Origin of the sequence: Actinoplanes auranticolor (assembly GCF_018332655.1) — a bacterium.
Taxonomy (GTDB): Bacteria; Actinomycetota; Actinomycetes; order Mycobacteriales; family Micromonosporaceae; genus Actinoplanes; species Actinoplanes auranticolor.
The window spans coordinates 243,060-265,910 of record NZ_BOQL01000018.1 but is presented as its reverse complement, the minus strand read 5'-3'; the positions used below and the strand labels follow the sequence as shown (position 1 = coordinate 265,910).

At 68.3% G+C, this 22,851-nt stretch carries 31 protein-coding genes and 2 pseudogenes; 15 read left to right on the top strand and 18 right to left on the bottom strand.

Annotation, left to right across the window (positions count from 1 at the left end; genetic code table 11):
• Window positions 1–271: 271 nt before the first annotated feature.
• The 5 genes from Aau02nite_RS10540 to Aau02nite_RS10520 all read right to left on the bottom strand — a co-directional run bounded on the left by Aau02nite_RS10540 (window position 272) and on the right by Aau02nite_RS10520 (window position 3,899).
• Window positions 272–934 (bottom strand): response regulator, encoded by a 663-nt coding sequence (locus Aau02nite_RS10540; RefSeq protein WP_212988155.1) that lies wholly within the window; start codon window positions 932–934, stop codon window positions 272–274.
• Window positions 931–2,028 carry a sensor histidine kinase gene (locus Aau02nite_RS10535; RefSeq protein WP_212988154.1) on the bottom strand — a complete coding sequence of 366 codons (1,098 nt, stop codon included), beginning with the start codon at window positions 2,026–2,028 and terminating at the stop codon, window positions 931–933. The genes Aau02nite_RS10540 and Aau02nite_RS10535 overlap by 4 nt, the downstream gene beginning before the upstream one ends.
• Window positions 2,029–2,071: 43 nt before the next feature.
• On the bottom strand, window positions 2,072–2,575 hold the full coding sequence (locus Aau02nite_RS10530) for a cupin domain-containing protein (protein ID WP_212988153.1): 504 nt from the start codon (window positions 2,573–2,575) through the stop codon (window positions 2,072–2,074).
• A 51-nt stretch (window positions 2,576–2,626) separates the two neighbouring features.
• Window positions 2,627–3,145 (bottom strand): VOC family protein, encoded by a 519-nt coding sequence (locus tag Aau02nite_RS10525; protein ID WP_212988152.1) that lies wholly within the window; start codon window positions 3,143–3,145, stop codon window positions 2,627–2,629.
• Window positions 3,146–3,233: 88 nt separating this feature from the next.
• Window positions 3,234–3,899, bottom strand: a complete 666-nt coding sequence (locus tag Aau02nite_RS10520; protein WP_212988151.1) for a helix-turn-helix domain-containing protein — start codon at window positions 3,897–3,899, stop codon at window positions 3,234–3,236.
• 236 nt (window positions 3,900–4,135) lie between these two features.
• On the opposite strand from Aau02nite_RS10520, the pseudogene Aau02nite_RS10515 reads away from it, so the two are divergent.
• Window positions 4,136–4,879 (top strand): annotated as a pseudogene (locus Aau02nite_RS10515) (TerC family protein); the annotation flags it as partial.
• 60 nt (window positions 4,880–4,939) lie between these two features.
• Here the strand turns inward: Aau02nite_RS10515 and Aau02nite_RS10510 are convergent.
• Entirely contained in the window at window positions 4,940–5,299 is a 360-nt protein-coding gene (locus Aau02nite_RS10510; protein ID WP_246595039.1) for a hypothetical protein, read from the bottom strand.
• Between the two features lie 103 nt (window positions 5,300–5,402).
• On the opposite strand from Aau02nite_RS10510, the gene Aau02nite_RS46315 reads away from it, so the two are divergent.
• The 4 genes from Aau02nite_RS46315 (at window position 5,403) to Aau02nite_RS10495 (ending at window position 8,131) form a co-directional block, all read left to right on the top strand.
• Complete coding sequence (locus tag Aau02nite_RS46315) at window positions 5,403–6,311, top strand: hypothetical protein (protein WP_246595038.1); 909 nt, start codon at window positions 5,403–5,405, stop codon at window positions 6,309–6,311.
• 161 nt (window positions 6,312–6,472) lie between these two features.
• On the top strand, window positions 6,473–6,829 hold the full coding sequence (locus tag Aau02nite_RS46310) for a VOC family protein (protein ID WP_246595057.1): 357 nt from the start codon (window positions 6,473–6,475) through the stop codon (window positions 6,827–6,829).
• Window positions 6,830–6,967: 138 nt separating this feature from the next.
• Complete coding sequence (locus Aau02nite_RS10500; protein WP_212988150.1) at window positions 6,968–7,324, top strand: hypothetical protein; 357 nt, start codon at window positions 6,968–6,970, stop codon at window positions 7,322–7,324.
• Window positions 7,325–7,456: 132 nt separating this feature from the next.
• Window positions 7,457–8,131, top strand: a complete 675-nt coding sequence (locus tag Aau02nite_RS10495) for a hypothetical protein (RefSeq protein ID WP_212988149.1) — start codon at window positions 7,457–7,459, stop codon at window positions 8,129–8,131.
• A 69-nt stretch (window positions 8,132–8,200) separates the two neighbouring features.
• Here Aau02nite_RS10495 and Aau02nite_RS10490 read toward each other — a convergent pair whose 3' ends face one another.
• Entirely contained in the window at window positions 8,201–8,662 is a 462-nt protein-coding gene (locus tag Aau02nite_RS10490) for a hypothetical protein (protein WP_212988148.1), read from the bottom strand.
• A 129-nt stretch (window positions 8,663–8,791) separates the two neighbouring features.
• On the opposite strand from Aau02nite_RS10490, the gene Aau02nite_RS10485 reads away from it, so the two are divergent.
• Window positions 8,792–9,220, top strand: a complete 429-nt coding sequence (locus Aau02nite_RS10485) for a VOC family protein (RefSeq protein WP_212988147.1) — start codon at window positions 8,792–8,794, stop codon at window positions 9,218–9,220.
• Between the two features lie 147 nt (window positions 9,221–9,367).
• Here the strand turns inward: Aau02nite_RS10485 and Aau02nite_RS10480 are convergent, their stop codons facing one another.
• The 3 genes from Aau02nite_RS10480 to Aau02nite_RS10470 form a co-directional block, all read right to left on the bottom strand.
• Window positions 9,368–9,817, bottom strand: a complete 450-nt coding sequence (locus Aau02nite_RS10480) for a hypothetical protein (protein ID WP_212988146.1) — start codon at window positions 9,815–9,817, stop codon at window positions 9,368–9,370.
• A 438-nt stretch (window positions 9,818–10,255) separates the two neighbouring features.
• Complete coding sequence (locus Aau02nite_RS10475; RefSeq protein WP_212988145.1) at window positions 10,256–10,594, bottom strand: hypothetical protein; 339 nt, start codon at window positions 10,592–10,594, stop codon at window positions 10,256–10,258.
• Between the two features lie 211 nt (window positions 10,595–10,805).
• On the bottom strand, window positions 10,806–11,090 hold the full coding sequence (locus Aau02nite_RS10470) for a hypothetical protein (protein WP_212988144.1): 285 nt from the start codon (window positions 11,088–11,090) through the stop codon (window positions 10,806–10,808).
• A gap of 196 nt (window positions 11,091–11,286) precedes the next feature.
• On the opposite strand from Aau02nite_RS10470, the gene Aau02nite_RS10465 reads away from it, so the two are divergent.
• Window positions 11,287–11,793 (top strand): YwqG family protein, encoded by a 507-nt coding sequence (locus Aau02nite_RS10465; protein ID WP_246595037.1) that lies wholly within the window; start codon window positions 11,287–11,289, stop codon window positions 11,791–11,793.
• Between the two features lie 140 nt (window positions 11,794–11,933).
• Window positions 11,934–12,302, top strand: coding sequence for a hypothetical protein (locus tag Aau02nite_RS10460; RefSeq protein ID WP_212988142.1), 369 nt, complete (start codon window positions 11,934–11,936; stop codon window positions 12,300–12,302).
• Window positions 12,303–12,352: 50 nt separating this feature from the next.
• Here Aau02nite_RS10460 and Aau02nite_RS48045 read toward each other — a convergent pair whose 3' ends face one another.
• Entirely contained in the window at window positions 12,353–12,541 is a 189-nt protein-coding gene (locus Aau02nite_RS48045; RefSeq protein WP_438841122.1) for a DUF7669 domain-containing protein, read from the bottom strand.
• Between the two features lie 99 nt (window positions 12,542–12,640).
• Here Aau02nite_RS48045 and Aau02nite_RS46305 point away from each other — a divergent pair.
• Window positions 12,641–12,964 (top strand): annotated as a pseudogene (locus Aau02nite_RS46305) (hypothetical protein); the annotation flags it as partial.
• Between the two features lie 174 nt (window positions 12,965–13,138).
• Here Aau02nite_RS46305 and Aau02nite_RS10450 read toward each other — a convergent pair.
• Together Aau02nite_RS10450 and Aau02nite_RS10445 are read right to left on the bottom strand one after the other, a co-directional pair.
• Entirely contained in the window at window positions 13,139–13,771 is a 633-nt protein-coding gene (locus Aau02nite_RS10450) for an SRPBCC family protein (protein ID WP_212988141.1), read from the bottom strand.
• Window positions 13,768–14,118 carry an ArsR/SmtB family transcription factor gene (locus Aau02nite_RS10445; RefSeq protein WP_212988140.1) on the bottom strand — a complete coding sequence of 117 codons (351 nt, stop codon included), beginning with the start codon at window positions 14,116–14,118 and terminating at the stop codon, window positions 13,768–13,770. The genes Aau02nite_RS10450 and Aau02nite_RS10445 overlap by 4 nt, the downstream gene beginning before the upstream one ends.
• 53 nt (window positions 14,119–14,171) lie before the next feature.
• On the opposite strand from Aau02nite_RS10445, the gene Aau02nite_RS10440 reads away from it, so the two are divergent.
• Window positions 14,172–14,384, top strand: a complete 213-nt coding sequence (locus Aau02nite_RS10440) for a hypothetical protein (protein WP_212988139.1) — start codon at window positions 14,172–14,174, stop codon at window positions 14,382–14,384.
• Between the two features lie 19 nt (window positions 14,385–14,403).
• On the opposite strand, the gene Aau02nite_RS10435 is transcribed toward Aau02nite_RS10440, so the two are convergent.
• Window positions 14,404–15,627, bottom strand: a complete 1,224-nt coding sequence (locus Aau02nite_RS10435; RefSeq protein WP_246595036.1) for an IS110 family RNA-guided transposase — start codon at window positions 15,625–15,627, stop codon at window positions 14,404–14,406.
• Between the two features lie 301 nt (window positions 15,628–15,928).
• Between Aau02nite_RS10435 and Aau02nite_RS10430 the strand changes: the two genes are divergently transcribed.
• Both Aau02nite_RS10430 and Aau02nite_RS10425 read left to right on the top strand, forming a co-directional pair.
• Complete coding sequence (locus Aau02nite_RS10430; RefSeq protein ID WP_212988138.1) at window positions 15,929–16,339, top strand: hypothetical protein; 411 nt, start codon at window positions 15,929–15,931, stop codon at window positions 16,337–16,339.
• Window positions 16,340–16,470: 131 nt separating this feature from the next.
• Window positions 16,471–16,935: a DIP1984 family protein gene (locus tag Aau02nite_RS10425; RefSeq protein WP_212988137.1), complete on the top strand. Its 465-nt coding sequence runs from the start codon at window positions 16,471–16,473 to the stop codon at window positions 16,933–16,935.
• Between the two features lie 283 nt (window positions 16,936–17,218).
• Here Aau02nite_RS10425 and Aau02nite_RS10420 read toward each other — a convergent pair whose 3' ends face one another.
• On the bottom strand, window positions 17,219–17,947 hold the full coding sequence (locus Aau02nite_RS10420; RefSeq protein WP_246595035.1) for a nucleotidyltransferase domain-containing protein: 729 nt from the start codon (window positions 17,945–17,947) through the stop codon (window positions 17,219–17,221).
• A gap of 103 nt (window positions 17,948–18,050) precedes the next feature.
• On the opposite strand from Aau02nite_RS10420, the gene Aau02nite_RS10415 reads away from it, so the two are divergent.
• Window positions 18,051–18,872 carry a hypothetical protein gene (locus Aau02nite_RS10415; protein ID WP_246595056.1) on the top strand — a complete coding sequence of 274 codons (822 nt, stop codon included), beginning with the start codon at window positions 18,051–18,053 and terminating at the stop codon, window positions 18,870–18,872.
• A gap of 229 nt (window positions 18,873–19,101) precedes the next feature.
• Window positions 19,102–19,572 (top strand): hypothetical protein, encoded by a 471-nt coding sequence (locus tag Aau02nite_RS10410; protein ID WP_212988135.1) that lies wholly within the window; start codon window positions 19,102–19,104, stop codon window positions 19,570–19,572.
• 11 nt (window positions 19,573–19,583) lie between these two features.
• On the opposite strand, the gene Aau02nite_RS10405 is transcribed toward Aau02nite_RS10410, so the two are convergent.
• The gene (locus Aau02nite_RS10405) at window positions 19,584–19,973 is read right to left on the bottom strand and encodes a winged helix-turn-helix transcriptional regulator (protein WP_212988134.1); all 390 of its coding nucleotides are present in this window, start codon (window positions 19,971–19,973) and stop codon (window positions 19,584–19,586) included.
• Between the two features lie 23 nt (window positions 19,974–19,996).
• On the opposite strand from Aau02nite_RS10405, the gene Aau02nite_RS10400 reads away from it, so the two are divergent.
• A complete protein-coding gene (locus tag Aau02nite_RS10400) occupies window positions 19,997–20,479 on the top strand; it encodes an SDR family NAD(P)-dependent oxidoreductase (protein ID WP_212988133.1) in 483 nt (160 codons plus the stop codon).
• Window positions 20,480–20,500: 21 nt separating this feature from the next.
• Here Aau02nite_RS10400 and Aau02nite_RS10395 read toward each other — a convergent pair whose 3' ends face one another.
• A complete protein-coding gene (locus tag Aau02nite_RS10395; RefSeq protein ID WP_212988132.1) occupies window positions 20,501–21,067 on the bottom strand; it encodes a hypothetical protein in 567 nt (188 codons plus the stop codon).
• 39 nt (window positions 21,068–21,106) lie between these two features.
• Complete coding sequence (locus Aau02nite_RS10390; RefSeq protein WP_246595034.1) at window positions 21,107–22,831, bottom strand: ABC transporter ATP-binding protein; 1,725 nt, start codon at window positions 22,829–22,831, stop codon at window positions 21,107–21,109.
• Between the last annotated feature and the right edge of the window lie 20 nt (window positions 22,832–22,851).

Genomic DNA, 22,851 nt, shown 5'->3' with positions numbered 1-22,851 from the left:
ACCGTTTTGCTCCGTCGGCGCCGGTCTGCGATGTCGCGAGCGGAGGAATTCGCAGCCGGTTGGTGAAGGCGAGACCGGTGTTGCCTCCGCCCCGGGAACAGCCGCCGAGAAACGTGCCGGCGGCGGACAGGGCGGCCAGAGAAAGAAGATTCCTGCGTTTCACGAATACCACCGTGACACGTTTCCGGGTGGTCCGTAATCGGTTGTTTCCCCCATCGGGAAATGCGTCCCGGGAGGTATCCCGCCCGGCCGGCGTACATCCCGGGATGTATCAGGGGAGCCAGCCGGGCACGGCGCGCCCGGATTCGTAGGCCCAGACCACCAGTTGCGCGCGGTCCCGCACGGCGAGTTTGGCGAGGATCCGGCTGACGTGGGTCTTGACGGTCGCGTAGCTGATCGCCAGGACGGTCGCGATCTCCTCGTTGGACCGGCCGGCGGCGACCAGATCGAGAATCTCCAGCTCCCGCGGAGTCAGTGATTCCGGTGCCGGCGCCGGTGGCTCCTTCAGGCGGGCCGCCATCTCGGCGATCAGGCGCCGGGTGACCGACGGCGCCAGCAGGGCGTCACCCCGGGCAACCACCCGTACGGCGTGGATGAGCTCGACCGGTTCGATGTCCTTGAGCAGGAACCCGCTGGCACCGGCCCGGATCGCGCCGTAGACGTAGGCGTCGGACTCGAACGTGGTCAGGATGACCACCTTGACGCCGGCCAGGGTCCCGTCCGAGCAGATCTCCCTGGTGGCGGCGAGGCCGTCCACGCCGGGCATGCGGATGTCCATCAGCATCACCTGCGGGAGGAACTGCCGGGCCAGGCGGACGGCCTGCTCACCGTCGGACGCCTCACCGACGACGGTCATGTCCGGTTCCCCGGCGACGATCGAGCGGAAGCCCGCGCGTACCAGGGCCTGGTCGTCGGCCAGCGCGAGGGAGATCATGGCGTGCCGTTACCGTCGAGCGCGACGGGCAGCCGGGCGTGCACGCGGAAGCCGCCGCCGGGCCGCGGCTCGGCGCGGAACTCGCCGCCGATGGCGGCCACCCGCTCGGCCATACCGCGGATCCCGTTGCCGTCCTGGATCCCTTGCACTGTGCCGCCGCTGTCCTCGACGGAGACCTCCACTGAAGTTCCGGTCCGGTGCAGGTCGATGTCGGCGGCGGCCGCTGAGGAATGACGCACCACGTTGGTCAGGGCCTCCTGCACGATCCGGTACGCGGTGAGCTGCACCGCCGGCGGTAAGGCCGGCGGCGGCAGGTCGACCTTGACCCGCAAGGTCAGGCCGGCAGTCTCGGCGTGAGTGAAGAGCTCGGGCAAGGCCGCCAGATCCGGCTGCATCGGGTCGCGGAGCATCCCCAGGACGGACCGGATCTCCCGCAGAGCGTCCCCGCTGGCCGTCCGGATCGTCCGCAGCGCCTCGAACGCCGAATCCGGCTCACGGGTGTGCAGGGCGGCGCCGGCCTGCACGTTGATCAGCGAGACCTGATGGGCCAGGACGTCGTGCAGCTCCCGGGCGATCCGCAGGCGCTCCTCCGCGGCCCGCCGCAGCGCCTCGCTCTCCAGATTCACCTCCGCGAGCCTCGCCCGCTCCTCGGCCTGGGCGGTCTGCCGGGCCCGGATCCGGGCGAGCTCACCCAGCACGACCGGCAGCAGCAGGACCGGTACGACGCCGATCGCGACCTGGAACGGTTCCTCGGCTGCCGCGGACGCGGCCACCGCGAGCAGGCCCGCAGTGACGACCGACAGCAGCACCCCCCGGACACGGGCCACCGTGTAGAGGGCAATGACCAGGTTCAGAACGATCGGAGCGTCCGGGAAGCCGAGCGGATAGTAGGTCAGCGTGGTCGCGGCCGTGACGATCAGAACAGCGACCGGGAACCGATGTCGTGCCAGCAGCGCGGCAGAGGAGGCGATCAGCAGCGCCCAACCCAGCGGCATCAGCGGGCGGTCATCACCGGTGGTCGTGGTCAGCACGGTGACGACGTTGAGGACGATCACCCCCGCCACGACGGCTACGTCCCACCGCCTCCACCCCATGCCCTCATGGTATGGGCGTCACCGGGCCGGCGGTGCAGTTGCCCTAGGTGGTGAGCCCGAATCGTTCGACGATCTCCGGCAGCCAGTCCGGCTCGCCGAACTGCAGGCCGTACCGCTCCGCGAGGTCGCCGCCCTGCCCGGCCGCCGCCGGCCCGGCCGCGATGATCTCCGCCACCTCGCGGAAGAAGTGCTCGAAGCCGGCCGGGCTGATGATCTCGATCATCCGGGCCGGGACCGCGCCCGCGTTCCACATCGCGTGCAGCTCGCCGCGCGGCTTGGCGATGTAGCCGCCGGGCCCGAGCACCGCCTCCCGGTCGCCCGAGCGGAAGCCGATCTCACCCTCGGTGACGATCGAGTACTCGTCCTCCCGGGTGTGCAGGTGCGGCGCCACCAGCGCGCCGACCGGGAAGGGGTGCTCGACGATCGCCAGCGCGCCGCCGGTGTCCTCGCCCCACAGCTTGAAGTGCACGCCGATGTCGCCGAGGTCGCCCACGCGCCCGCCGCCCGGCTGCACCACGGTCGACGGCGGCGGCTCCGATGTCGTCATGCGACGTGCTTACCGCATCCTGCGGGCCGCCCGCCAGCGAATACGGGAGCTCTAGGATTCCGTGCCGAGCGTGGGCATCGCCTCGAGAATCGTCCGGTGGATATACGCGAGATCGGGATCGGTCCACTCGGCGGGGCCGGCGTCGGTCGCCCCGTCGGCGGACTCCCAGTCCAGCTCCGGCGCCTCACCGTGCCGGTACACCCACCACAGGTTCCCCCACGGATCGATCATCCGGGAGAGGGTGGTGCCGAAGAAGTCGGTCGGCCGGGTGACCACCCGCGCCCCGCGCTGCACGGCCCGCGCGAGAACCTCCTCGACGTCGTCGACGTAGATCTGGGTCAGCTGCGGCAGGAACGGCCAGTCCGGCTTGCGCTCGGCGAACATCAGCGTCGTTCCGCCGATCTCGAGCTCGGCGTGGAGCAGCAGGCCGTCGACGTCGACGGTACGGGCGTCGAGGTGCTCCGTACCGCCGAAGGTCTCCCGGAGGAAGACGATCAGCCCGTCCGCATCGCGGGTCATGAAGAACGGATTCGCGGTGGAGAACCCGGCCGGGGTCGCAGTGGTGGTCATGGGTCGCCCTTTCTGCCGGCGGCTGATCCGTCCGGTGCCTCCACCCTGACCGGCCACCGACCCGGAGGTCTTGAAGAAAAACGCCGACCTACCCGGCCGCCGCCGCGAGGATGCGCGCCGGCGTCTCGCCCCGGATGCACCGCAGCTCCCGCGTCAGGTGCGCCTGATCCGCGTAGCCCGCCGCGACGGCGACCTCGGACGGCGGTACCCCTTCGCTGAGAAGCCGGTAGGCGCGCCGGGACCGGTCGAGTCGCTCGATCTCCTTGCGGCGCAGGCCCGTGACCGACCGGAACCGGCGCTGCCAGCTCCGGCGGGACAGCCCACGATCGTCGCCGCTGAGCGCCCGCCGGATGTCGGCGTCGACAACCATGACGCCGTCGGCAACAAGCCGCAGGACGAACGACTCCAGCTCCTCCCACGTCGGGACCGGATACCAGCGCCCCTGAATGGCCACCCGCCCGTCGACGACCGGCAGCTCGGCGATCGCACCGCGCAGCAGCGCCTTGTCGATCCCCGGGATCACCACGTGCGCCGCGAGCTCGACACCCCAGTAGGACTCGCCGGTCCGCGAGCGGATCGGCAGGCCCCTGACCCGCGGCCCGGCCAGCTCCGCCGCCAGCGAGCCGTCCGGGCGCCGGATGAAGGACAGGCCCCAGTGCTCGCTCGCCTCATCGACATAGTCGGCCGCCTCGTCGACGAACGCGCGCCACACCGTGCGGATCTCCGGGACGGTCGACGCGCGCTGCTCCCACACGCGCCCATGGTAGGACGCAGCCGGGTTCGGCGGTCGTCACGTTCGAAGCGAACCGTTACGCAGGATGAAACGCTCAGTATGTGCGCCGGCGCGGGTGCGGATGACCGTTGCCGGATGTGAGGGCCCAACGCACGGATCACGATCGAGATCAACAGCAGGACGAGGAGCAAGAAATCCCGGAACATGACGGCACCTCCTGACTTCTTCACGGTCCGCCCGGTTCAGAACTCGAATCCATCGGCTCCGCCGTGCTGTGGAGCGTCACCATCGCCGTGCTGCTGGCGCTGTTTTGCTGTCGACTTCGTCATCACTCGCCGGCCACACGACGTGCCGATGCGCGAGGCGGTCGCCTGGACCGTGTTCTACCTGGCCCTGCCGTTCGTCCTCATGCTGCTGCTGGCCGCGTTCGCGGTGCCGACGGCCCTGACGCAACGGGTCCTGCTGTTCGGAATCGTCGGCGCCCTCGTCCTGCGGGCGGTCTTCATCGCCGTGGGCGCGGCCGTGATCAGCGCAGGTAGCTGGGCGTTCCTGCTGTTCGGCGCAGTCCTGCTGCTCACCGCGGGCAAGGTGATGCGCGACGCGATCTCGGGCCACGAGCAGGCAGTCGACATCGTCCGGCAGGCGGGCCGCCGGGCACCGACCCCGATGGCGCTCGTGGTGGTCGCGGTGGGCATGACCGACATCGTCTTCGCGGCCGATTCCGTCCCCGCCGTTGACGGCGTCACCGACGACCCGTACATCGTCTTCGCCACCAACGCCTTCGCCCTGCTCGGCCTGCGGGCGCTCTACTTCGTGCTGCACAACGCGCTGAGCCGGCTCCGGCACCTCAACCACGGCCTGGCCATCATCCTGGCGTTCATCGGCGTGAAGCTGATTCTGCACTGGGCCCACACGGTCTGGCCGCAAGTACCGGACGTGCCCACGCCGCTTCGCTGGCCTTCATCCTGGGCGTTCCGATCACGGTTACCGCCACGAGCATGCGGGGCCAACCGCCGCGAGGTGACACCGGAACCGGAGACAGTTCCTACCCGGTGATGCCGTTACCAGATGATGACGCCGCCGTTGATTGCCTTCGCGCGTTCCGCGGCCTGCCGCATGGTGGTCAGGTAGTTCAGGACGCGCTCCGGGCGGTATCCGGTTGCGGTGGACAGCTGCTCGACGTTCTCGGCCAGGAGGGCGCATTCCTGTGCGAAGGCGTCGATCTGGCCGGGCGCGATCTGAAGGTTGCCGCGGTTCTCTTCGGTGATGTCCGCGAGTTGCGGCAGGAACCAGGCGCCGAGGTGCCGGGCGGCGGCGGAACCCCACAGCTCGTAGCGCGAGCGTTCACCGCCCGCTCCGGTACTGGTGCCCGGTGGGTCTTCGACAACATTCCGACCGGCGTACGCGTCGTCGTCCGGCACCCACACTGCGATATCGATGCTCACCGCCGTGCTCCCTCCGTGCCCCGGACAACGGCCCATGCTAGCGAGGGCAGGGGACCGGCGACTGCGTACGATCCAGGGCGTGTCAGAGCGATCATGGGAAGTCGAGCCCGGTTCCGGAGTCGGCCCGCTGCGGTTCGGAACCCCGCGTACGGAGCTGCAGGCGCTGCTCGGACCGCACCGGGCGTTCCGGCGCAGCCCCACATCGGAGCTCGCGGATCAGTACGAAGCCGGCATGCTCATGCTGACCTGTTCCGACGACGAGGGCCTCCACCTGATCGAGATCCCGGACCCGGAAGGCGTGCACTTCCGCGGCGTCCAGCTCAGCGGCGAGGTCACGACGGTGCTGAACGACCTGCGCGCCGCGGGCATCGAGGTCACTCCAGACGACTCCGGCTGGATTCTGGCCGACGGCGCGATCGCCCTGTACACGCCGTCTCCGGAACCGGACGCCGAGATCGAAGCAGTCACGGCGGTCGGACCGGGCCACGAGATGCACGGCGAGATCGTCTTCTTCCCGGCCGGCACGGACGCGAAGCCGGCGCCCTCGTCCTACGTCGTCACCCCGGGAACCGGCATCGGCCCGATCACGCTGGGACAGCACCGCGACGATGTCCGGCGCCGGTTGAACGGTGGTCTGTGCTGGGAGCACGCGCCCGGCTCCCGAGAGCCGGTGGAGGACACGTTCTCCGAAGACCGCCTGGTGGTCCGGTACGGACCCGACCTCCTGACCGAACGCATCTTCGTCACCATGCGGGACGGCGTGCTGCTGGACGGGATCGACCTGATGCCGAGCCTTCCGTTGACGATCGAGGACGTACGCCCAGTCCTGGCCCGGGCCGGTCATCGGTTGATCGAGCTGGAGGCCGGGATCGAGCTGGCCGACGCCGGCATCCAGATCCTGACGATGCGACCGTCGCCGTCCAGCGACGGGCCGATGCCGGTTGCGTGCGTCGCTATCTCCGCCCGCACTGCTTCACCGGGACGTTAGCAGCCATCACGCGACCGGACCACCAGCGACCGCGTCGGCTGTCGCGATCGGCATCGCTACGACTTCGGTGCGGGCCCACTGCTCGGGCGCCGCGGTTCCGGCGCATTGTCATGCCGATGACAGTGCACCGGGCGAATACGTCATCCGTGCATAATGTTGGCATGTTTCGGAAGATCGATTGCGTCATGGTACGCGTTCCAGGTTTGACGCCTGCCGTGGAGTTTTATACGCGCGTGTTCGGACTCCGGCCGCTATGGCGCGATGGAGTTTCAGTCGGTATGGGCATGCCGGAGACCGACGCGGAGATCGTGCTACACACGATGGACCTGCCCGGCGATCCGAGTGTGCACTATCTGGTGGACGACGTGTCCAACGCCGTGGCGGTGGCCCGGTCGGCCGGGTGCGTCATCCGGGAGCCGCCGTTCGACGTAGCAATTGGCAGGTGCTCGGTGCTTGAGGATCCGTTCGGAAACCTCGTGGGTATCTTGGACATGAGTAGGGGTCCGAGGCCAATCTGAGCCGTGGTCGGCGGCGCTCAGGCAGGGGCCCTCTCATGCCGCAATCCGGTCGCTCCGCCGCGCGGTGTCGCGCTGTTGGCGGCTGCCGAGGTGTCAATGAACGAGCGTTCTGTCGGCGTGTGCCTCTATGGTGCGAAGGTGCCTGGACTCGAAGTCGCCGACGACGCGGCATGGCTCGACGCCTTCGGTGTGGTGCCCCAGACAGAGGAGGTCTCGGGCGACGAGTACGTGAGGGAGCTCCGAATCCCGACGGGCGAGGCTGAGGAGCTTCACATGACGTGGGACGTCACGGATGACAGCGTGCGTGTCCGTCACCGGAGGGCCGGTAGTGTGATTGTCGACCTGTATCGCGAGCAGGCAATCCTCTTGCGGGTCGAAAGGAACGGAACCATCACGGCGGTGGTCATGGAGTACGGCACGTCCGATGCCGTGGGACGTGTTCGCATTCAGGTGACCCCCGAGGTGGTCATCGAAGACAAGTACCTGCGCACCTGAAACGCACTGTCATGCCGCCGAGCGTGTGCACCGGCGGGCGACGTACCGTCGCACCCGGGGTGGCGATCGGCGGGCCAGCGTCTTGGACTGTCAGAACCGGGTGCCGGCAGGTGGGTCGCTACGCTGCCACGTGTGAGTTACGACCTGTACTTCTGGCCGTCCGGGGCGGCCAGCAATCCTCGTCGGCTGGCTGAACGGCTCGCGGATGAAAAGGGCGGTGACCTCCTGCCGGATCAGAGAGTGCTGTCCTTCCGCGCCGAACTGCTGCGCCGCTGGCCTGGCCTTGCCGACAGGATCGCTCCGTGGCATCACGATCTGGGTTCGCGGCAGCCATGGGGCCGCGCCGACCTCGCCGATCGATTCGTCGGGGTGACTCTGCCCTATGGCTGGGCAGACACCAGTGTGCTCCCTGCACTGGCCGGCGCGTTCGGACTCGACTCCTACGACCCGCAGGTGGAACAACTGCTGTCGGCTTGGGCGCGGCCGCAGGACAGGAGAGTTCTCGACGGCTTGGCGCAGGTCGGTGGCTGGGTGGGCGAGGAACACCTCGTGCGGTTGCTGCGGCAGATCAGCACCTACATCGGCTACGCCTATGACGATCTGGACGAGGCGGCACTCACCGGGGCGCTCGAAGGCACAAATGACGAGGCAGCCGACGGCTGGTTCGACTACCCGCTGGCAGGCACGCCCCCGCTGCTGATCCTGTTGGCGCAGCCACCGGGGAGTGCAGTGGTCAGCGTCCGCGTCGAAGGCACCATGGATCTGGTTCTGGCCACACGGATCGAAACGCTGCTGGACATTTTGTAGCGACTCGCGGAGGGGATGAGGCCTAAGAATGGAACCCTCGACGCCGGTCCGACATTTGGTGTGATCCACCTATTGAAAGCTCTGCCTCAATAGTGATAGTTCCTTCAGCGGGAAGGGACGTCCTTCCCACAAGCCGCCGTAGCCCGCTCCAGGATGTTCCTCGAGGACTTCCTGGGCAATGCGGAGAGTGGCCTGTACGAACGCCGCCACGGGTATCCGCTCGCCCCAGACGCGAGTCACACCAGTCCACGGGTCGTCCTGCTGGAGGTCAGGCAGGTAGAGAATTTGCAGGAAGACATCCTCGGCCGCTCCACCGAACAGGAACATGTGGCCGTCGGGCATGCCGTAGATGCCAGCGATCGCAGAGCTCGATCCGAGTTGCAGGTCCAGCGCTGCGCGCAGAAGCTGGTCCAGGCTCTTGTCGAGATAAGACGTACTGATCCCCAGTTCGAAGTCGTCTGCCCTCCAGGTAAACCGAGCCCAGGCGGAACTCGTGATGGTCCAGCTCATGTTCAAGCGTGCAACGGTCACCGAGACTGTCTACCGGATGCCCGTATCCGTGACGGAAGCGGCGGCAGTCGCTACTCAGCCGCTCACTGATCTGCCGCCGAGATCGCGCGCGGCGACGAGGACGGTGCTCCCCATGCGTACGCTGCCGGGATGCAGATCGACCTGGTTGCAGTGATCGTCGATGAGTACGACCCGGCCATCGAGTTCTTCACCGGCATACTCGGGTTCGATCTTGTTGAGGACTCTCCGGCGCTCACCAATGACGGGCGCCCCAAGCGCTGGGTGGTCATCCGCCCTCCCGGCGCACAGACAGGCATCCTCCTTGCTCGTGCAGACGGAGAACGCCAAACCGCAGCGGTTGGTGACCAGGCAGCCGGTCGAGTCGGGTTCTTCCTTCGCGTCGATGACTTCGACGCCGCATATCAAAGGATGACCATGGCCGGCGTCACGTTCGTTCGTGAGCCGCGCACCGAACCGTACGGCCGTGTCGCAGTCTTTCTCGACATCGCCGGTAACCGGTGGGATCTCCTTGGAGCCCTCCAAGCCGAAGGAGATAAGGCGGGCCGCCAAACGCACTGATCTGCCGCCGTCCGGACGGGCCCGACGGCGGCATTCGTCGGGGGCAGTGGCCGTCACCCGGTACTAGGCGATGCACGGAACTAGCCAGTTGACGGAGACCACAAGAGGTGCCCCGCTTCAAAAGTCTGCTCCCGTTGGTACGCGCTCCTACGACTGCCGATCAGGTGGTCGTTCGAGCTGTGTGCCTTGCTGTGCGAGCTGGTTCTCGACCATCGCGGCAATGGAACGGGAGCGCCCGGCGCCCTCGGCGTCCTCCAGCTCGTCGTCGACGTTCGCCCAGCGCTCCAACGCCGAGACGACCACGGACCATTGCTGGCCGGTGAGCTTTATGGAGACCGTCCGGCCGGATGCGCCCCAGCGTTGTAGTTCCTCGTACTCTGCTGGTCGGGGCAGTTGACGCCAACCGGCCTTCTGGACGGTTTCGCCGACCTTGGCGCGTTCGCGCCAGTAGGGTTCCTGGCGCTGCCCCCTACCGTGTTGGCGCCACCCCCTGTCCCGGGCCGACTGGACGTCGTTGTCCATGGTTCCCTCGACGTACGTCCAGTCGTCGATCTTCATCGTGACGGCGTACTTGACTTGGTTCCGCATGCCCTTCACGTCTGGATCATCCCAAATCTGAACATCGCCGGACCGACGTTGCGTGCAGGTGAGCCGGCCGACGTGGTCTTGGTTCCGGCTTTGTTGACCCACGTTCGAGTTGCGTGACCGGGGCAGGCACGCGGATCTACCGCTGATAGCGGGCGGATCGACTCCCTCAGTTCGACCGGCGCTGTCTGCTGCAGCAGGACACTTCAGCCGGTAGAGGCAGTCACTCGGAACGTGCTATGCGAAGAGCCTGAAGGCCGCAGGTGATCGGCGTTGTTTGCCGGGCGAGGCGAGGCAAGGCAACGCGGCATGACCGACACCGTCATTACCCTGCGGACCCTCCCTCCGCGCGGACCCTCCCTCCGCCGACCCCCGCCCTCGTCGCCGGCCGCCGCAGTGGCGGGCGACGAGGCGCCCGAGCAGCCATCCCCGCGAGGCGCTGCTCTGCTGTTACGGCAGAAGTTGTCGGCCGACCGCTTCACGGGCGTCGCGGCCGAGGTGGAGGCTTTCGAGGTCGCCGAGATCTTTGTAGATCGGGTCGTCGGCGGCGAGCACGTCTAGGGCGAGCTGCCATTGGTCACGGCGAAGGCTGATGGTGAGGACCTGGTCCATTGGCGGCCATTGGCGGTCTTGGCCGACCCACGGCACCTGCTGCCAGCCCGCTTCGCGGATGGCGTGGGCGGGCTCGGGATCCTCAAAGGAGTCACGGGCGTTATGGGCGGCGTTGTCCATGGCGGCGTCGATGGTGGCCCATTGTCGGGCGGTCAGTTGCAACGGGATGGCGGTCACGTCGTAAGCCTCCTCCCTGGCTCGCTCGCGGCAGACTCGGAGGCCCCCCGTTGCCGGACTCGATCCTCAAGTCGTGCTGACGATAGTGTCGATTTGAACGCGGTGCGTAGGATAGCGGGGCTGACCCAGCGCTCCTGGCCGATCGTCCCGAGGATGCGCGTGCACGCATCTATAGCATCCGCGGCCCGGGCACCGGTGCACGGCGCGGCCATCACTCTGTGCCCGAGTTCCACACGCGCTCGAACTCGGCTTTCGTGATCTCGAAGCCGCTCCACTCATCACCGGAGTCGTAGAGGCTCGCTTCGCTGAGACCGCCGTAGCGGTCCTCTTGGTGGCTGGGGCCATATCGCAGAATGCGGCCAGCGTCATAGACCTCGACCTGGCGAACGGGCCAGCCGTAATCGCCGGCCTCGAAGAACCAGACCGACTGACCCCAGCCGTCGAACTCATCGCCTCGGGACTGGTCCCAACGACGGCGGTAGAAGCGATTCGGCACGGCGGAAGAATACCGTCGCGTGACGTCCTCATCTGCCGCCGACCGGGCGCGCTAGCAGCGTCTACGGGCTTGTACCGGTTCATGTCTGTCGTAGAGGTCCCATAAGCTCCAGCAGACCTGACCTACCGCCGCTGTACGAGGAGTTCCGAGCATGCGTCGTCCAGTTCGATTCGAGCGGAGCAGCGAGGTGACCGGCGTGCCGGTCACCAAGATGGGCGGACAGCCGGTGTGGCTGCAAGCTCCGCAGTGGCCGGTGTCGCGTTCGCTCGGCGAGCCGATGACGTTCATCGGCCAGTTCCGCCTCGATACTGATGGCGAGCTCCGCATGGCCTACCTGTTCATGACTGCCGGCGACGAGTACGTCGATGGCACCTGGGAGCCTGAGGGTGGCGAGAACGCCGTGATCGTTCAGCCTGAGGGATCGGTTCCAGCCTTCTTCGCTGTGACTGACATTAGCGAGGGTCCGTCCTGGCCCGTGGAGGATCACCTACCTGTGAATCAGCAGGTCCACGGCGACGAGGAAGCGTTGGAGTTCCTGGGCGGCGAGCCGGTGTGGCTGCAGGGTGACGAGACGCCTGGGCCGGGCTGGCAGCTAATCGGACAGCTTACCGACCGTTTCCATAACTTCGGCGACGCCGGAATCGGCTACATCTTCGTTTCGCCAGACGGCGCCGAAGGCAGATTTCTCTGGCAGTGCGGCTAACTCATCTGCCGCCGACAGAGCGCGCTGGCCCGCGAGCGTCGTAACAGCCAGTGAACGGGTGCTGTTTTGCCTGACGGCCGTACCTGCCGATAGGCGTGCACTGAGTGCCGGAGTCAGTCCGTCAGATCTAGAGTCCTTCCATGTACAACGACGCTGACGTCGAGGCCTACGCTGCACGACTTCGCTCGGCTGACAGCGCAGCCCGCGCCTTGGCCGCCGACGATGCCACCGATGGAGTCTCCGATTGGGGGCGGCACTCCTATACAGCGCCGCAAGCGGATCGGATCACGCGCGCTCTCGTCGATGCGCTTGTCGTGGAGTCCGATGACTCCGCGCGCGAGGCGATCGTCAACGCACTCGCAACACTTGTGGGCTGGGACCTCGCTCCCGGCAGCGAGGTGGCTCGTGCGCTCGCCGTTCCGCGCCCAGGCCGAGATTCTGCTGCCGCGTACTGGCAGGGGATCGAGGAGTGGGCTCGTCGCCACCCGATCAATCCTGGACGGGACTGAATCGCCCGCTCATGCCGCGGAGAACGCGCGATCTGCAACCGCACGGCCAACTACGTGCGCCGATAGCGGCCGTCCGACACACGGCGTAGGTCGTCGTAGGTACGGGCATGGTTGTCGGGGGCGTTGCCGCACATCCGGCTCACCACATGGGTTCGTATTGTTGACTCCGCGTGAGTGCTTCCGCGCCGGCGCAGTTCGTCTACCACATCTTGGGGACTGAACGAGCCGTCCGCGCTCAGAGCCTCGATAGTCGGTAGCGCAGCAAGAAATCTCGTCTCTCGCGGTCATGGTTCCGTCGTACGTCCTCTTCTGCCGCAGATAGAGCGCGCACCAATTCGCTGATTGTCGCGTGCGGGTGTAGGCGGACGTGCTGCCCATGTGCGGGAGCTGGGCATCGGGCTGACCGCGTACGGCGTGCCGAGCCGGGGCCTGACCTCGGGGCGCTGGAACGCCGGCGCCGGTGCTGCGCCGGGCATGCGGGGCTTCGCCCGCGCTTCGCCGGCGGCAACGCCGAGCACAACCTCACGTTCGTCGACGCGCTGCGCCGGGTCGCCGAGGCGGAGGGCTGCACGGTCGCCCAGCTGGCGATCGCCTGGGGTGGCCGCGCAGGGGCGGACATCGTGCCGCTGGTCGGCGCCCGCACCCGCACCCGGCTGGCCGAGGTGCCGCCCGCGGTGGAGCTGCACCTCACCGCCGGCGACCTCGCCGAGATCGAGAAGGCGGTGCCGGCCGGTCGGCGCGTGGCGACCGCTATCCGGCCGCCTTCCTGGCGGGCCTGGGCGTCGGCAATTGACACACCGGCCGGGCGGGTCGTCACCCCGCCCGGCCGGGTGCGGTCACTCCTGTCCGGTGTAGAACTTGTAGGTCCGCTCGGCCTGTGCCTTGGCCAGCTCCGGCTCGACGCCGTGGCCGGCCGCGGCCGCGCCCCACCCGTCGGCACTGGCTCGCAGGAACGCCTGGCCTTCGGCGGTCTCGTGCCAGGTGGCGATCACGTCCGGGTCCGGCACGGCGGCCGGGTCGGCGAGGTGCCGGGCCAGGCCGAGCAGCGCCAGGTCCCAGCCGACGCCGGTGGCGCCCGGGCCGAACTGCTCCCAGAACTCGCCGGGCACCTGCGCGATGTGCTCGAGCTGGAACCGGGTGCCGTCGCCTTCGGGGATGAGCCGCACCTCGACCCAGCTGGTCTGGCCGCCGAACTCCCAGGTCAGGTCGTAGCCGCGGGGCTTGTCGCAGTTGCTGATCGTGCCGCTGGCGTTGCCGGTGATCTGGTAGCTGCCGCCCTCCTTGAACTCGCCGGCGACCGGGGCGAACCACCGGACGATGCGCTCCGGGTTGGTCACCGCGTCCCACAGGTCGGCGACGTCGGTGGGGTAGAGCTGGCTGATCGTGCCCACGATCGCCTCGCCGTCCTCGACCGGTCGGTTGCCGAGCTCGCGGCGTACGGAGCTGACGTGCTTGTCGTTGTCGATCATCGGTTGTCTTCCTCGTTCGCTAGTCGTCGCTGTCTTTTTCCGCGCGCCACCTCGGTGGCGAGGGCGGCGAGATGTGGTGTCCAGAACCGCCGGAACCGGCTCAGCCAGGCGTCCGCCTCGCGCAGCGCGGTGTCGTCCACGGCATAGAGGCGGCGTGCGCCGTCCGGGCGCACGGTCGCGAACCCGTTGTCCCGCAGGACTTTCAGGTGCTGGGACACGGCGGGCTGGGAGATGCCGAATTCGGCCCGGATGATGCCGGTGATCGCGCCCGAACTCTGCTCGCCGTCGGCGAGCAGCTCCAGGATCCGTCGGCGCACCGGGTCGCCGAGCACATCAAAGGCGTGCATGCGCGTACGCTATCAGGCGGTGCTTATATAAGCCAGAACTAAACTCTCGTTCCGTGCCTGATGTTCGAGTCGGCAGTGTCGATATCCGCTACGAGACGATCGGCGACCCGGGCGACCCGGCCCAGCTGCTAATCATGGGGCTCGGGGCGCTAGTTGATCGCATGGAGCTTCGGCGCATCACCGGCGATCTCGCACAGTGGGCGGCGACGCTCCCTGACGACTTGCTGCTCTTGGTGCCTTCGCTGGTTCCGCTTACGTCTTCCTGACGTGCCTGGCCGGCTTCGCCTATGACGAGTCCCGCCCTGCGTTCTTCGCTATCCGCCGCAAGCTCTGAGCTGACGATGTACTCATCTGGCACCCCTCTGTGTCAAGAGACGCTGAGAAGCGGTGTTCTAGGGTGGGTTCGGCGGGTCCGGGAAGTGACTTCTCCGAAGTGCCGATCATGGGGTTCGGGTCGGCCGCGCTGGATTGCAGAGTCGCCCCCACGTGTCCTCCCGGGCCCGTCCTGAGCCGCTTGGCGTCAGCGGCCATCTGCCGGTAGACCACGTCGGAGAGACGCCGCTTCAGAGCCCGCATGGCCTCCATCGTGGTCTTGCCTTCGGCGAGTTTGCGCCGGTAGTAGCGGCGGCCTTCGGTGTCGCGGCGGAGTTGGACGACGGCCATGATGTGCAGGACGCGGTTGATGCGCCGGTTCCCGGCCCTCGACAAGCGGTGGCGGTTCTGGTCGCCGGAGGACGCGTCGATGGGGGCGGTGCCGTTCCAGGACGCGAAGTGCCCGCGGCTGGTGAAGCGGCTGATGTCACCGATGTCGCCGAGCAGGCGTGCGGATCCGGACGGGCCGATGCCGGTGAGTTCCTGCAGGGTGCTGCCGGTCGTCTTGACCAGTTCGGTGAGCTCGGCATCAGCGATCTTGATTTTCTTGTCGATGACGGCGAGTTCGTGGATCAGCTCGGAGGCCAGCCAGCGGCGGGTCTTGCCGACCACGTCACGCGGCCTGACGGTGTTGAGAAGCGCGCGGGCCTGCTGCGTGCTCAAGAACTTCTTCGCCCCGCCGGGCACCAGCTCGAGCAGTAGATGATGCAGGCGGCTGACGGTTTCGGTGCGGGTTCGGCCGAGCAGTTCGCGTCGGTCGACGAGCAGCCGCAGTGCCACCGTGGTGTCGTCCACGGTGACCTCGCGCAGGCCCTCGGTTCGCAACGCTGCGACGGCGACGCTGTGGGCGTCGACCGGGTCGGTCTTGCGGCCTTGGCCGGTGGCGAACACGCGGGCGCGGGCGGACAGCTTGGCGGGCACGTCCAGGACGGTCTCGCCGTCGGTGACCAGGCGCTGGGCGACGTGTCGGCCGATGCCGCTGCAGCCTTCGACCGCCCAGATGCGGTCGGTGTGCTGGCGGCCGGCGGCGAGCATCGCCCGGTAGCCGTCGCGGTCGGTGCCGAACCGGCCTTTGCCGACGGGCTTCTCGCGGTGGTTGATGATCTCGATGGTTGCGGACCGCTTGTGCGGGTCCACGCCGATGACGACTCGGGCCATGTCGTTCCTCCCCGGTTCCGACGGATACGTCGGCGGGAGGGCAACGCTACTTTGAGCTGGGCAGTCCCCTCTTGAGCCTCTCCGCGCCGCGGTGACCGGCGAACCGCACGCCAGATGAGAGTCACACCAAACCGCGGTGGACAGCCGCAGACAGAGCGTTCCGCCGGTCACCTCGACCAAGCCTGGCCGGGCTGCGGTCGTACCACTAGTAGATAAGTAGCCGCAAGTCGCGCGTCATGACGTCGACAGCGTGCCGACTCGCGGATGGCACGATGCGTGGGTGTCTCATGAACATCGCGTCTTCCAGAATCCGCCACCGGCCACGCCGGCCGAGGTTCGAGCCGCGCTGGATCGCGGTGACCTGCCGACTGCTCTCAATGCCATGGTCGGCACCGCCCTCTACGACCGCGGCGACTGGAAAGAGCTGCAGGAGCTGCATCTGCAACTCCTCGAGCACAACGACCCCCAGGTCAGCTCCTTGGCGGCGACGTGTCTGGGACATCTGGCGCGAGTTCACCGGCAGCTGGACGAAGCCCGCGTAGGAGGAGCACTTCACCGCGTTCGATCGATTCCCCATATGGCCGGTACGGTGACCGACGCGTTGGAGGACATCGAGATCTTCCTCCACCCTCGGCGTACGCGATGGCGACGACGGTTGTGGCGCACGATTCGCCCCTGGACCTGGTTCTGAGTTCACATGGCGGCGAACCGCCACTGGACGCCGCGCACCGTGCGGTCTGCTGCGGCGATCGGCTCTGCCTCGTAGGCTCCTGCCGATGGAAATCGGAGGCGACGCCGATCTTGGATGGCCATACTGCTCCTATGAAACTTGCCGAAGCTCTCGCGCTGCGCGCAGATGCGTCGCGCCGTGCCGAACAGCTCCGTTCTCGTATCACCAGCAGTGCGCGCTTCCAGGAAGGCGAGGCTCCGGCTGAGGACGCCGTGTCCCTGCTCGCCGAGGCGGGCGAGGTGCTCACTGAGCTTGAGTCGCTGATCAGGCGGATCAACCGAACCAACGCCGCGACACCGATCGAGGGCGGCACACTGACCGACGCGCTCGCCCGGCGAGACGTCCTGCGCCTGCGCCACAGTATGGTCACGTCCGCCGCTGACGCCGCGGCCGGTGAGGGCCAGCGCGGATACCGGCAGCTGCGGTCGGAGCTGAAGATGATCCCGGCGCTACCGGTCGCTGAGCTGCGCCGCCGGGCCGACGATCTGGCCCGGCAGGTTCGAGAGGTGGACACGCTGATTCAGCGGGTCAACTGGGAGGTCGATCTGCTCGACTGACCGACGCGGAGCAGGTAACCGACGTGGAGGCGTGCGCAAACCCGAGAGCCGGCGGGTGATCCGGTTCACGCCTGGCGCGCCGGGGGCAGGCGCGGGGGTTCGATTCCCCGACACACATCGCATGCCCAGCACACGGCACAAGTGACGGCGCACAGGGCACAGCACACCACCGAGCGCAGATCCACGACGGCGAGGGCGGGATCGGGGAACTTCGCGTCGCTTCATGAACGGAACGCTGCCGACGGCAGTGTGCCCGTCTTCGGCAAGCGCTGAGCACTGAGCACTACAGGTCCGGAGTGCCGACTCGGCTGGTCGTACGGCGGGCGTCACGCCAGGCGATGAGAGCTGTCCGTAGACGGGGCGAAAGGACATGGTCTCCGTGCCGCCGTGCTCGGAGTTGGTCGATCAGCCACGCCGGGGCGTGCACCTGCTCGACCGCCTGGCTCTTGGTGAGGAGCTCACCGGTGCGGAGGGCGTAACGGCCACGCGCCATCGAGGTGAGGCCCAGATCGGCGATGACCGGGTTCAGCCACATCCACGGACGTCGTGCTGCCCAAGCCCAGTAGCCGGTCAGCTCCGCACGGGCGGCCTCGCGGACGTCATCGTCGGTCATCGCGGGTAGGACCTCGTATGGCGAACGTCCGTAGACGGGATACCCATGGCGCACCAACTCTGCCCTGGTGATTCCGGACAGGATGCGTTGCACGAGCAATCCGTGGGTCCAGGTCGGATGCCGGATGCTGACGTTGATGGCCTGTGCAGCGTCGACATAGACACAGCCGAGGTCCGCACCTGCGGCCGCACCGGCGTCGAGGTGACGATGCAGAGCCACGAGCGTCGCTTGGCGGCGCCCATCGACTGGGCCGTCGACAAAAGCGACCAGATCGAGGTCGCTGACCCCGGGGATGTAGTCGCCGGTGGCCAGTGATCCCGCGACAAGCAGGTCTTTGACCCATCCCAGTGCTTCGAGCTGCCGGCCGAACTCCAGGACAGCCGGCACTGAGGTGACCACGATGGCAGCCTACCGATCCCTCCTGAACAAACGCGGTCTGCACACGGGGAATGCCCAGGACTGTCGGATGGCTCGTGGAGTGTGTTGAACTGGGTGCGTGCTGATGCGTCCCGCGGAACTGGCGGCCATCCGGGCCGGCGATGTCGACCTGGCGTTCCGCCGGTGGGAACGGCCCCGCCTCAGGGTCGGCACCCGGATGCGTACCGCGGTCGGACTGGTCGAGATCACCTCCGTCGACCGCGTACCGGTGAAGTCGCTGACCGCCGCGGACGCCCGCCGAGCCGGCGCGGCGTCGCTGGCCGCGCTCCGTCAGGGGTTGGACCGCCTCCATCAAGACCGGCCGGTGTATCGGATCGGGCTGCGGTACGCGGGCGTCGACCCGCGGCACGCGCTGCGGGAGGCGGTACCCGACGCTGCGGAGATCGACGCGATCATCGCGTGGCTCGACCGGCTCGACCGGGCCTCGCCGACCGGACCGTGGACCCGGGCGACGCTGCTGCTGATCGACGAACTGCCGGCCACCCGGGCGCCCGACCTCGCACAACGGATGGGGTGGGACACCCCTTCCTTCAAACAGAACGTGCGCAAGCTCAAGGAGCGCGGCCTGACCGAATCGCTCGACATCGGTTACCGGCTCTCGGCGCGCGGTGCCGCTGTCCTGGACCACGAGGGTCATCCCCGGCAGGCGCGGAGCCGGTCGGTACCGGAGCCGGGCCTTCCGCTGCCCCACATCGGCGCTGCCGCGACACGTGCGCTGACCGCGCACGGCGTGGTTCGGCTCGAGCAGGTCGCGGGGCTCAGTGAGGGCGAGGTGCGGGCATGGCACGGAGTCGGGCCGTACGCCCTGGGCCGGCTGCGAACGGCGCTGGACGAAGCCGGGCTGGCTTTCCGCGACGATACCGGCGCCGAGCCAGAGCCGTCCTGACATCCGGACTCGCCCGGTCGAACCGCCGAGTCCCACCGAACGTCGCAGCGGCTGCCGATGCCGGAGCGGCCGGCCCCACCAAAGCGAAGCTCGCCACGGCGAGTGCGGTGACAGTCCCCTCGCAATCTCCCCATACGCCGAAGCGACGGTATCGGCCGACGCTTTCGCGTCGCTGACGGAACGCTTTCACGGGCACCGAGGTATGGCGCCGGGCCCGTAGGTTGGGAGCATGGCATCCCTGGTCGGGGTTTCCCGGTGCTCGCCACTGCGCACGATCGCGGACTCGTCCCGCGTCTGGCTCCTTGTGCACCTGTCGCTCTACTTCGTGCTCGACCTCGCCACGCTTGCGGCTCTCAACGCACCTGAGGTCAGCCCTGACCTCGACCTCGCGTCGAAGGTCCTCGTCGCCGGTGTTCATGCGTTCATCGCTGTGTGCTGGGCAGCGCCGTTGCATGGCGCTGCGCTCCTGTTGGCCGCAGGCGCACTGGCACTTCTGCGGTCCTGCGCGGGTCTGCGGTGGTACTGGTTCCGGTTGGCCGCCCTTGCAGTGTTCGTAATGCCGGCGTTGCTGCTGTCGCTCTTGCTGTCCGCCGGCAACCTGGCCGCCTCACTGGCAGTGCTTCCCATGCACGTGCTCATGGGGCTGGTGGTGGTACAGCCCCGCTGGCCGAACGCCGTCGAGTCGCTCGGGACCAGCTGATGGTGAGCGTGTCAGAGCGTCGGCCTCGCGTCGGTTCGATGCTCGACGGCCCAGTCCGCGACCTGGGAGAGCGGGCCGAGCAGCGCCTGTCCGGGTGAGGTCAGGGCGTACTCGACGGAGGGCGGCACGGTCGGGTGGACCGTGCGGCGCACGAGCCCGTCGGATTCCAGGGCCCGCAGCGTTCGGGTCAGCATCCGCTGGCTGACGCCCTCGATGCGCTGATGCAGCTCGTTGAACCGGTGCGGTCGCCCGCCGAGCAGCACCAGGGTCACCAGCGACCATTTGTCGCCGAGCCGGTGCAGGAGCCCGGTGACCGGGCACGCCGCGTATTCCGAGACCGGCACCCGCTCGGCCAGGGGCGCATCGACCAGGGAAGGAACACCGGTGTTCGTACCAGACATACAAGTGCCTTCTTTCGTGCGGAGTGGGACCGGGGCTCGGTCTCGCCGTCGCCCGCCGTTTCGGCCGGGAGGGGTATCCGATCGCCCTGCTGTCGCGCCGCACGGACCGGCACGACATCTATCTGGCCTCGCTGCGCAACGACGGCATCACCGCCATCGCCGTCGCCGCCGACATCACCCAGCCCGACCAGCTACACGCGGCCGTGACCACCACGATCGATGAGCTCGGCCCGATCGGCGCCACGTACTTCGGACCCGGCGCTGCGCTGCGCACGTACGCCCTGACGGTGAACGCCGCCCTGGCCGACACCGGCGTCTACGCCGGGGCCCTGGTCATCGGCGGGCTCGTCGAACGCGGCGACATCCACCGGCATGCCGTTGCCGCGGTCGGCCCGGCGGCAGCCGCGAGCCTGCCCACCCTGGACCCCGACACGATCGCCGGCACCGCCTGGGACCTGTCGGCCCGGCAGAACCGTCCGGAGGCAACCTTCAACGCTCTCGGCTGACCCCCGGAGCACTGATGGCCGTCAGACCTGGGCGGTGGCTCTGACCGTGAAAGGGTTGAAACCCCAGGGTTGGGAGCCGGAACGCGGGACGATGAAGGCGTACCAGTCGTTGCCGAGCGGCTCGAACACGGCGTCGCCCGCGGTGTCTCCCATGCGGGGCGACGGCTGCCCGCCGGACGTGCACCGGACCAGACCGGAGAAGTACGACATGCCGCTGTCATCGGTCACGTACGTGGTGCAACCATCGTGGCTCCAGACGGCCGAGAAGCGGTACAGGCCATGGCTCGCGCCGAGCGGCGAGGTCGCGAGCTGCTCCAATCCCGAACGGTGCAGGGGGAACAGCACCCGGCCGGTCACGCCCGAGCATGCCGCCACCATCGTCACCACGGACACCACCGGCAGGACCAGGCGGACCGGCCAGGACCGGCCGGTCAGCGACACCGACCAGCCAACAGCGGCCACCGCCCACAGCACCATGGCCACCCGCAACCAGGTCAGGTAGCCGCCCGGCAGCACGACTCCGTACAGCAATGCGACGGCCGCTGCCAGGGCGAGGGCGATCGGCCACCAGACGCGGGCGCTGTTCACGCCGACACGCTACAGACGCCCGGCAAGGCGGCAGCTACCTCACGCGGTGAGCGCTGCGTACCGGCCGCCGACGGAGATCAGAGTGTCGTGCGTGCCCTGCTCGAGAATGCGGCCGCGGTCGACCACCACGATCTGGTCGGCGTCGCGCACGGTCGACAGCCGGTGTGCGATCGTCACCGTGGTCCGTCCACGGGCCAGCTCGTCGAAGGCTCGCTGCACGGCCCGCTCGGTGGAGGTGTCCAGGGCGCTGGTGGCCTCGTCCAGGACCAGGATCCGGGGATCGCGTAGCAGCGTCCGCGCGATGGCGATGCGCTGTTTCTCACCCCCGGAGAACCGGTGCCCGCGCGAGCCGACGACAGTGTCATAACCATCAGGCAGCCCGGCGATCACGTCGTGGATCTGCGCAGCCCGGGCAGCCTGTTCGATCTGGGCGTCGGTGGCGTCCGGCCGGGCGTACCGCAGATTCTCCCGCACGGTGGTGTGCAGCAGATACGTCTCCTGGCTGACCATCCCCACGACGCCGGCCAGATCGGCCAGGCGCAGGTCCCGCAGGTCGATCCCGTCGATGGTGATCCGGCCGGCGGCCGGGTCGTGGAACCGCACGATCAACGCCCCGATGGTGGTCTTGCCCGAGCCGGTCTCGCCGACCAGCGCCAGGGAGGTACCGGCCGGCACGTCCAGGCAGATGTTGTCGATCGCAGCCGTCCTGCTGCCGGGGTACCGGAAGGTCACGTTCTCGAACCGCAGGTGCCCGCGGACCGGATCGGGCAGCTCGACCGGCTGGGCCGGGTCGTCGACCTCGACCGGCAGGTCCAGGTATTCGAAGATGCGCCCGAACAGCACCTTCGAGGTGCTCAGCGAGACCCCGACGTTCAGCAGGCCCATCAGCGGCCGGAACAGCCCGGCCTGCAGCGTGGTGAAGGCGACCAGGGTGCCGATGCTCAGCGTGCCGGCGGTCGGCGGCAGTCCGGCGCTGAGGTAGATGATCGCCGGGATGGCGGCGAAGATGACGCTCATCGTCGCCATCCGCCAGCGGCCGGCCAGCTGCGAGCGCATCTGCAGGTCGATGAGGCGGGTCGAGGACAGGCGGAACCGCTCGACGAGCGCGGCGCCCGCGCCCATGGTCTTGCTCAGTTGCGCTCCGCTGATCGACAGGCCCTCCTCGATGGTCACGTTGAGGTCGGCCAGCTCGGTCTGGCGCAGGGCGGTGATCTCCTTGCGCATCTTGGCGACCCGGCGGCTCAGGTGCAGCGCCGGTGGCAGCACGATCAGCGAGACCAGGGAGAGCTGCCAGGACAGCGCGACCATGGCGATCGCGCTGGCCACGGCGGTGGTCAGGTTCGAGGTGATCGACGCGGCGGTCGAGGTGACCACCGACTGCACGCCGCCGACGTCGTTGGTGATGCGCGACTGGATCTCGCCGGTGCGGGTGCGGGTGAAGAACGCGACGGACTGCCGCTGCAGGTGGGTGAAGACGTCGATCCGCAGCTGGTGCACGACCCGCTGGCCGACGGTGGCCGACATCCACGTCTGGACCACGCCGAGTGCGGCGGTCACCGCGGCGACCGCCACCATGCCGGTGACCAGCCAGGCGAGCAGCGTGACGTCCTGCCGCGGCAGCGCGCGGTCGATGACCTCGCGCAGCAGGAAGGGGGAGGCCATGCCCAGCACGGAGGACGCCATGATGAGCCCGGTCACCACGGCGAGACGCAGGCGGTGCGCCTTGAACAGCCGGGCGATGCGGCGCAGCGAGACGTCTTGCAAAGAGCACAACCTTCCGTACG

Bases quoted from the DNA above. Each gene is read 5' to 3' on its own strand.
- Aau02nite_RS10540 (WP_212988155.1), bottom strand. From the start codon at position 934: ATGATCTCCCTCGCGCTGGCCGACGACCAGGCCCTGGTACGCGCGGGC.
- Aau02nite_RS10535 (WP_212988154.1), bottom strand. From the start codon at position 2,028: ATGGGGTGGAGGCGGTGGGACGTAGCCGTCGTGGCGGGGGTGATCGTC.
- Aau02nite_RS10530 (WP_212988153.1), bottom strand. From the start codon at position 2,575: ATGACGACATCGGAGCCGCCGCCGTCGACCGTGGTGCAGCCGGGCGGC.
- Aau02nite_RS10525 (WP_212988152.1), bottom strand. From the start codon at position 3,145: ATGACCACCACTGCGACCCCGGCCGGGTTCTCCACCGCGAATCCGTTC.
- Aau02nite_RS46310 (WP_246595057.1), top strand. From the start codon at position 6,473: ATGTTTCGGAAGATCGATTGCGTCATGGTACGCGTTCCAGGTTTGACG.
- Aau02nite_RS10485 (WP_212988147.1), top strand. From the start codon at position 8,792: ATGCAGATCGACCTGGTTGCAGTGATCGTCGATGAGTACGACCCGGCC.
- Aau02nite_RS10460 (WP_212988142.1), top strand. From the start codon at position 11,934: ATGTACAACGACGCTGACGTCGAGGCCTACGCTGCACGACTTCGCTCG.
- Aau02nite_RS10450 (WP_212988141.1), bottom strand. From the start codon at position 13,771: ATGATCGACAACGACAAGCACGTCAGCTCCGTACGCCGCGAGCTCGGC.
- Aau02nite_RS10445 (WP_212988140.1), bottom strand. From the start codon at position 14,118: ATGCACGCCTTTGATGTGCTCGGCGACCCGGTGCGCCGACGGATCCTG.
- Aau02nite_RS10425 (WP_212988137.1), top strand. From the start codon at position 16,471: ATGAAACTTGCCGAAGCTCTCGCGCTGCGCGCAGATGCGTCGCGCCGT.
- Aau02nite_RS10415 (WP_246595056.1), top strand. From the start codon at position 18,051: ATGCGTCCCGCGGAACTGGCGGCCATCCGGGCCGGCGATGTCGACCTG.
- Aau02nite_RS10410 (WP_212988135.1), top strand. From the start codon at position 19,102: ATGGCATCCCTGGTCGGGGTTTCCCGGTGCTCGCCACTGCGCACGATC.
- Aau02nite_RS10405 (WP_212988134.1), bottom strand. From the start codon at position 19,973: ATGTCTGGTACGAACACCGGTGTTCCTTCCCTGGTCGATGCGCCCCTG.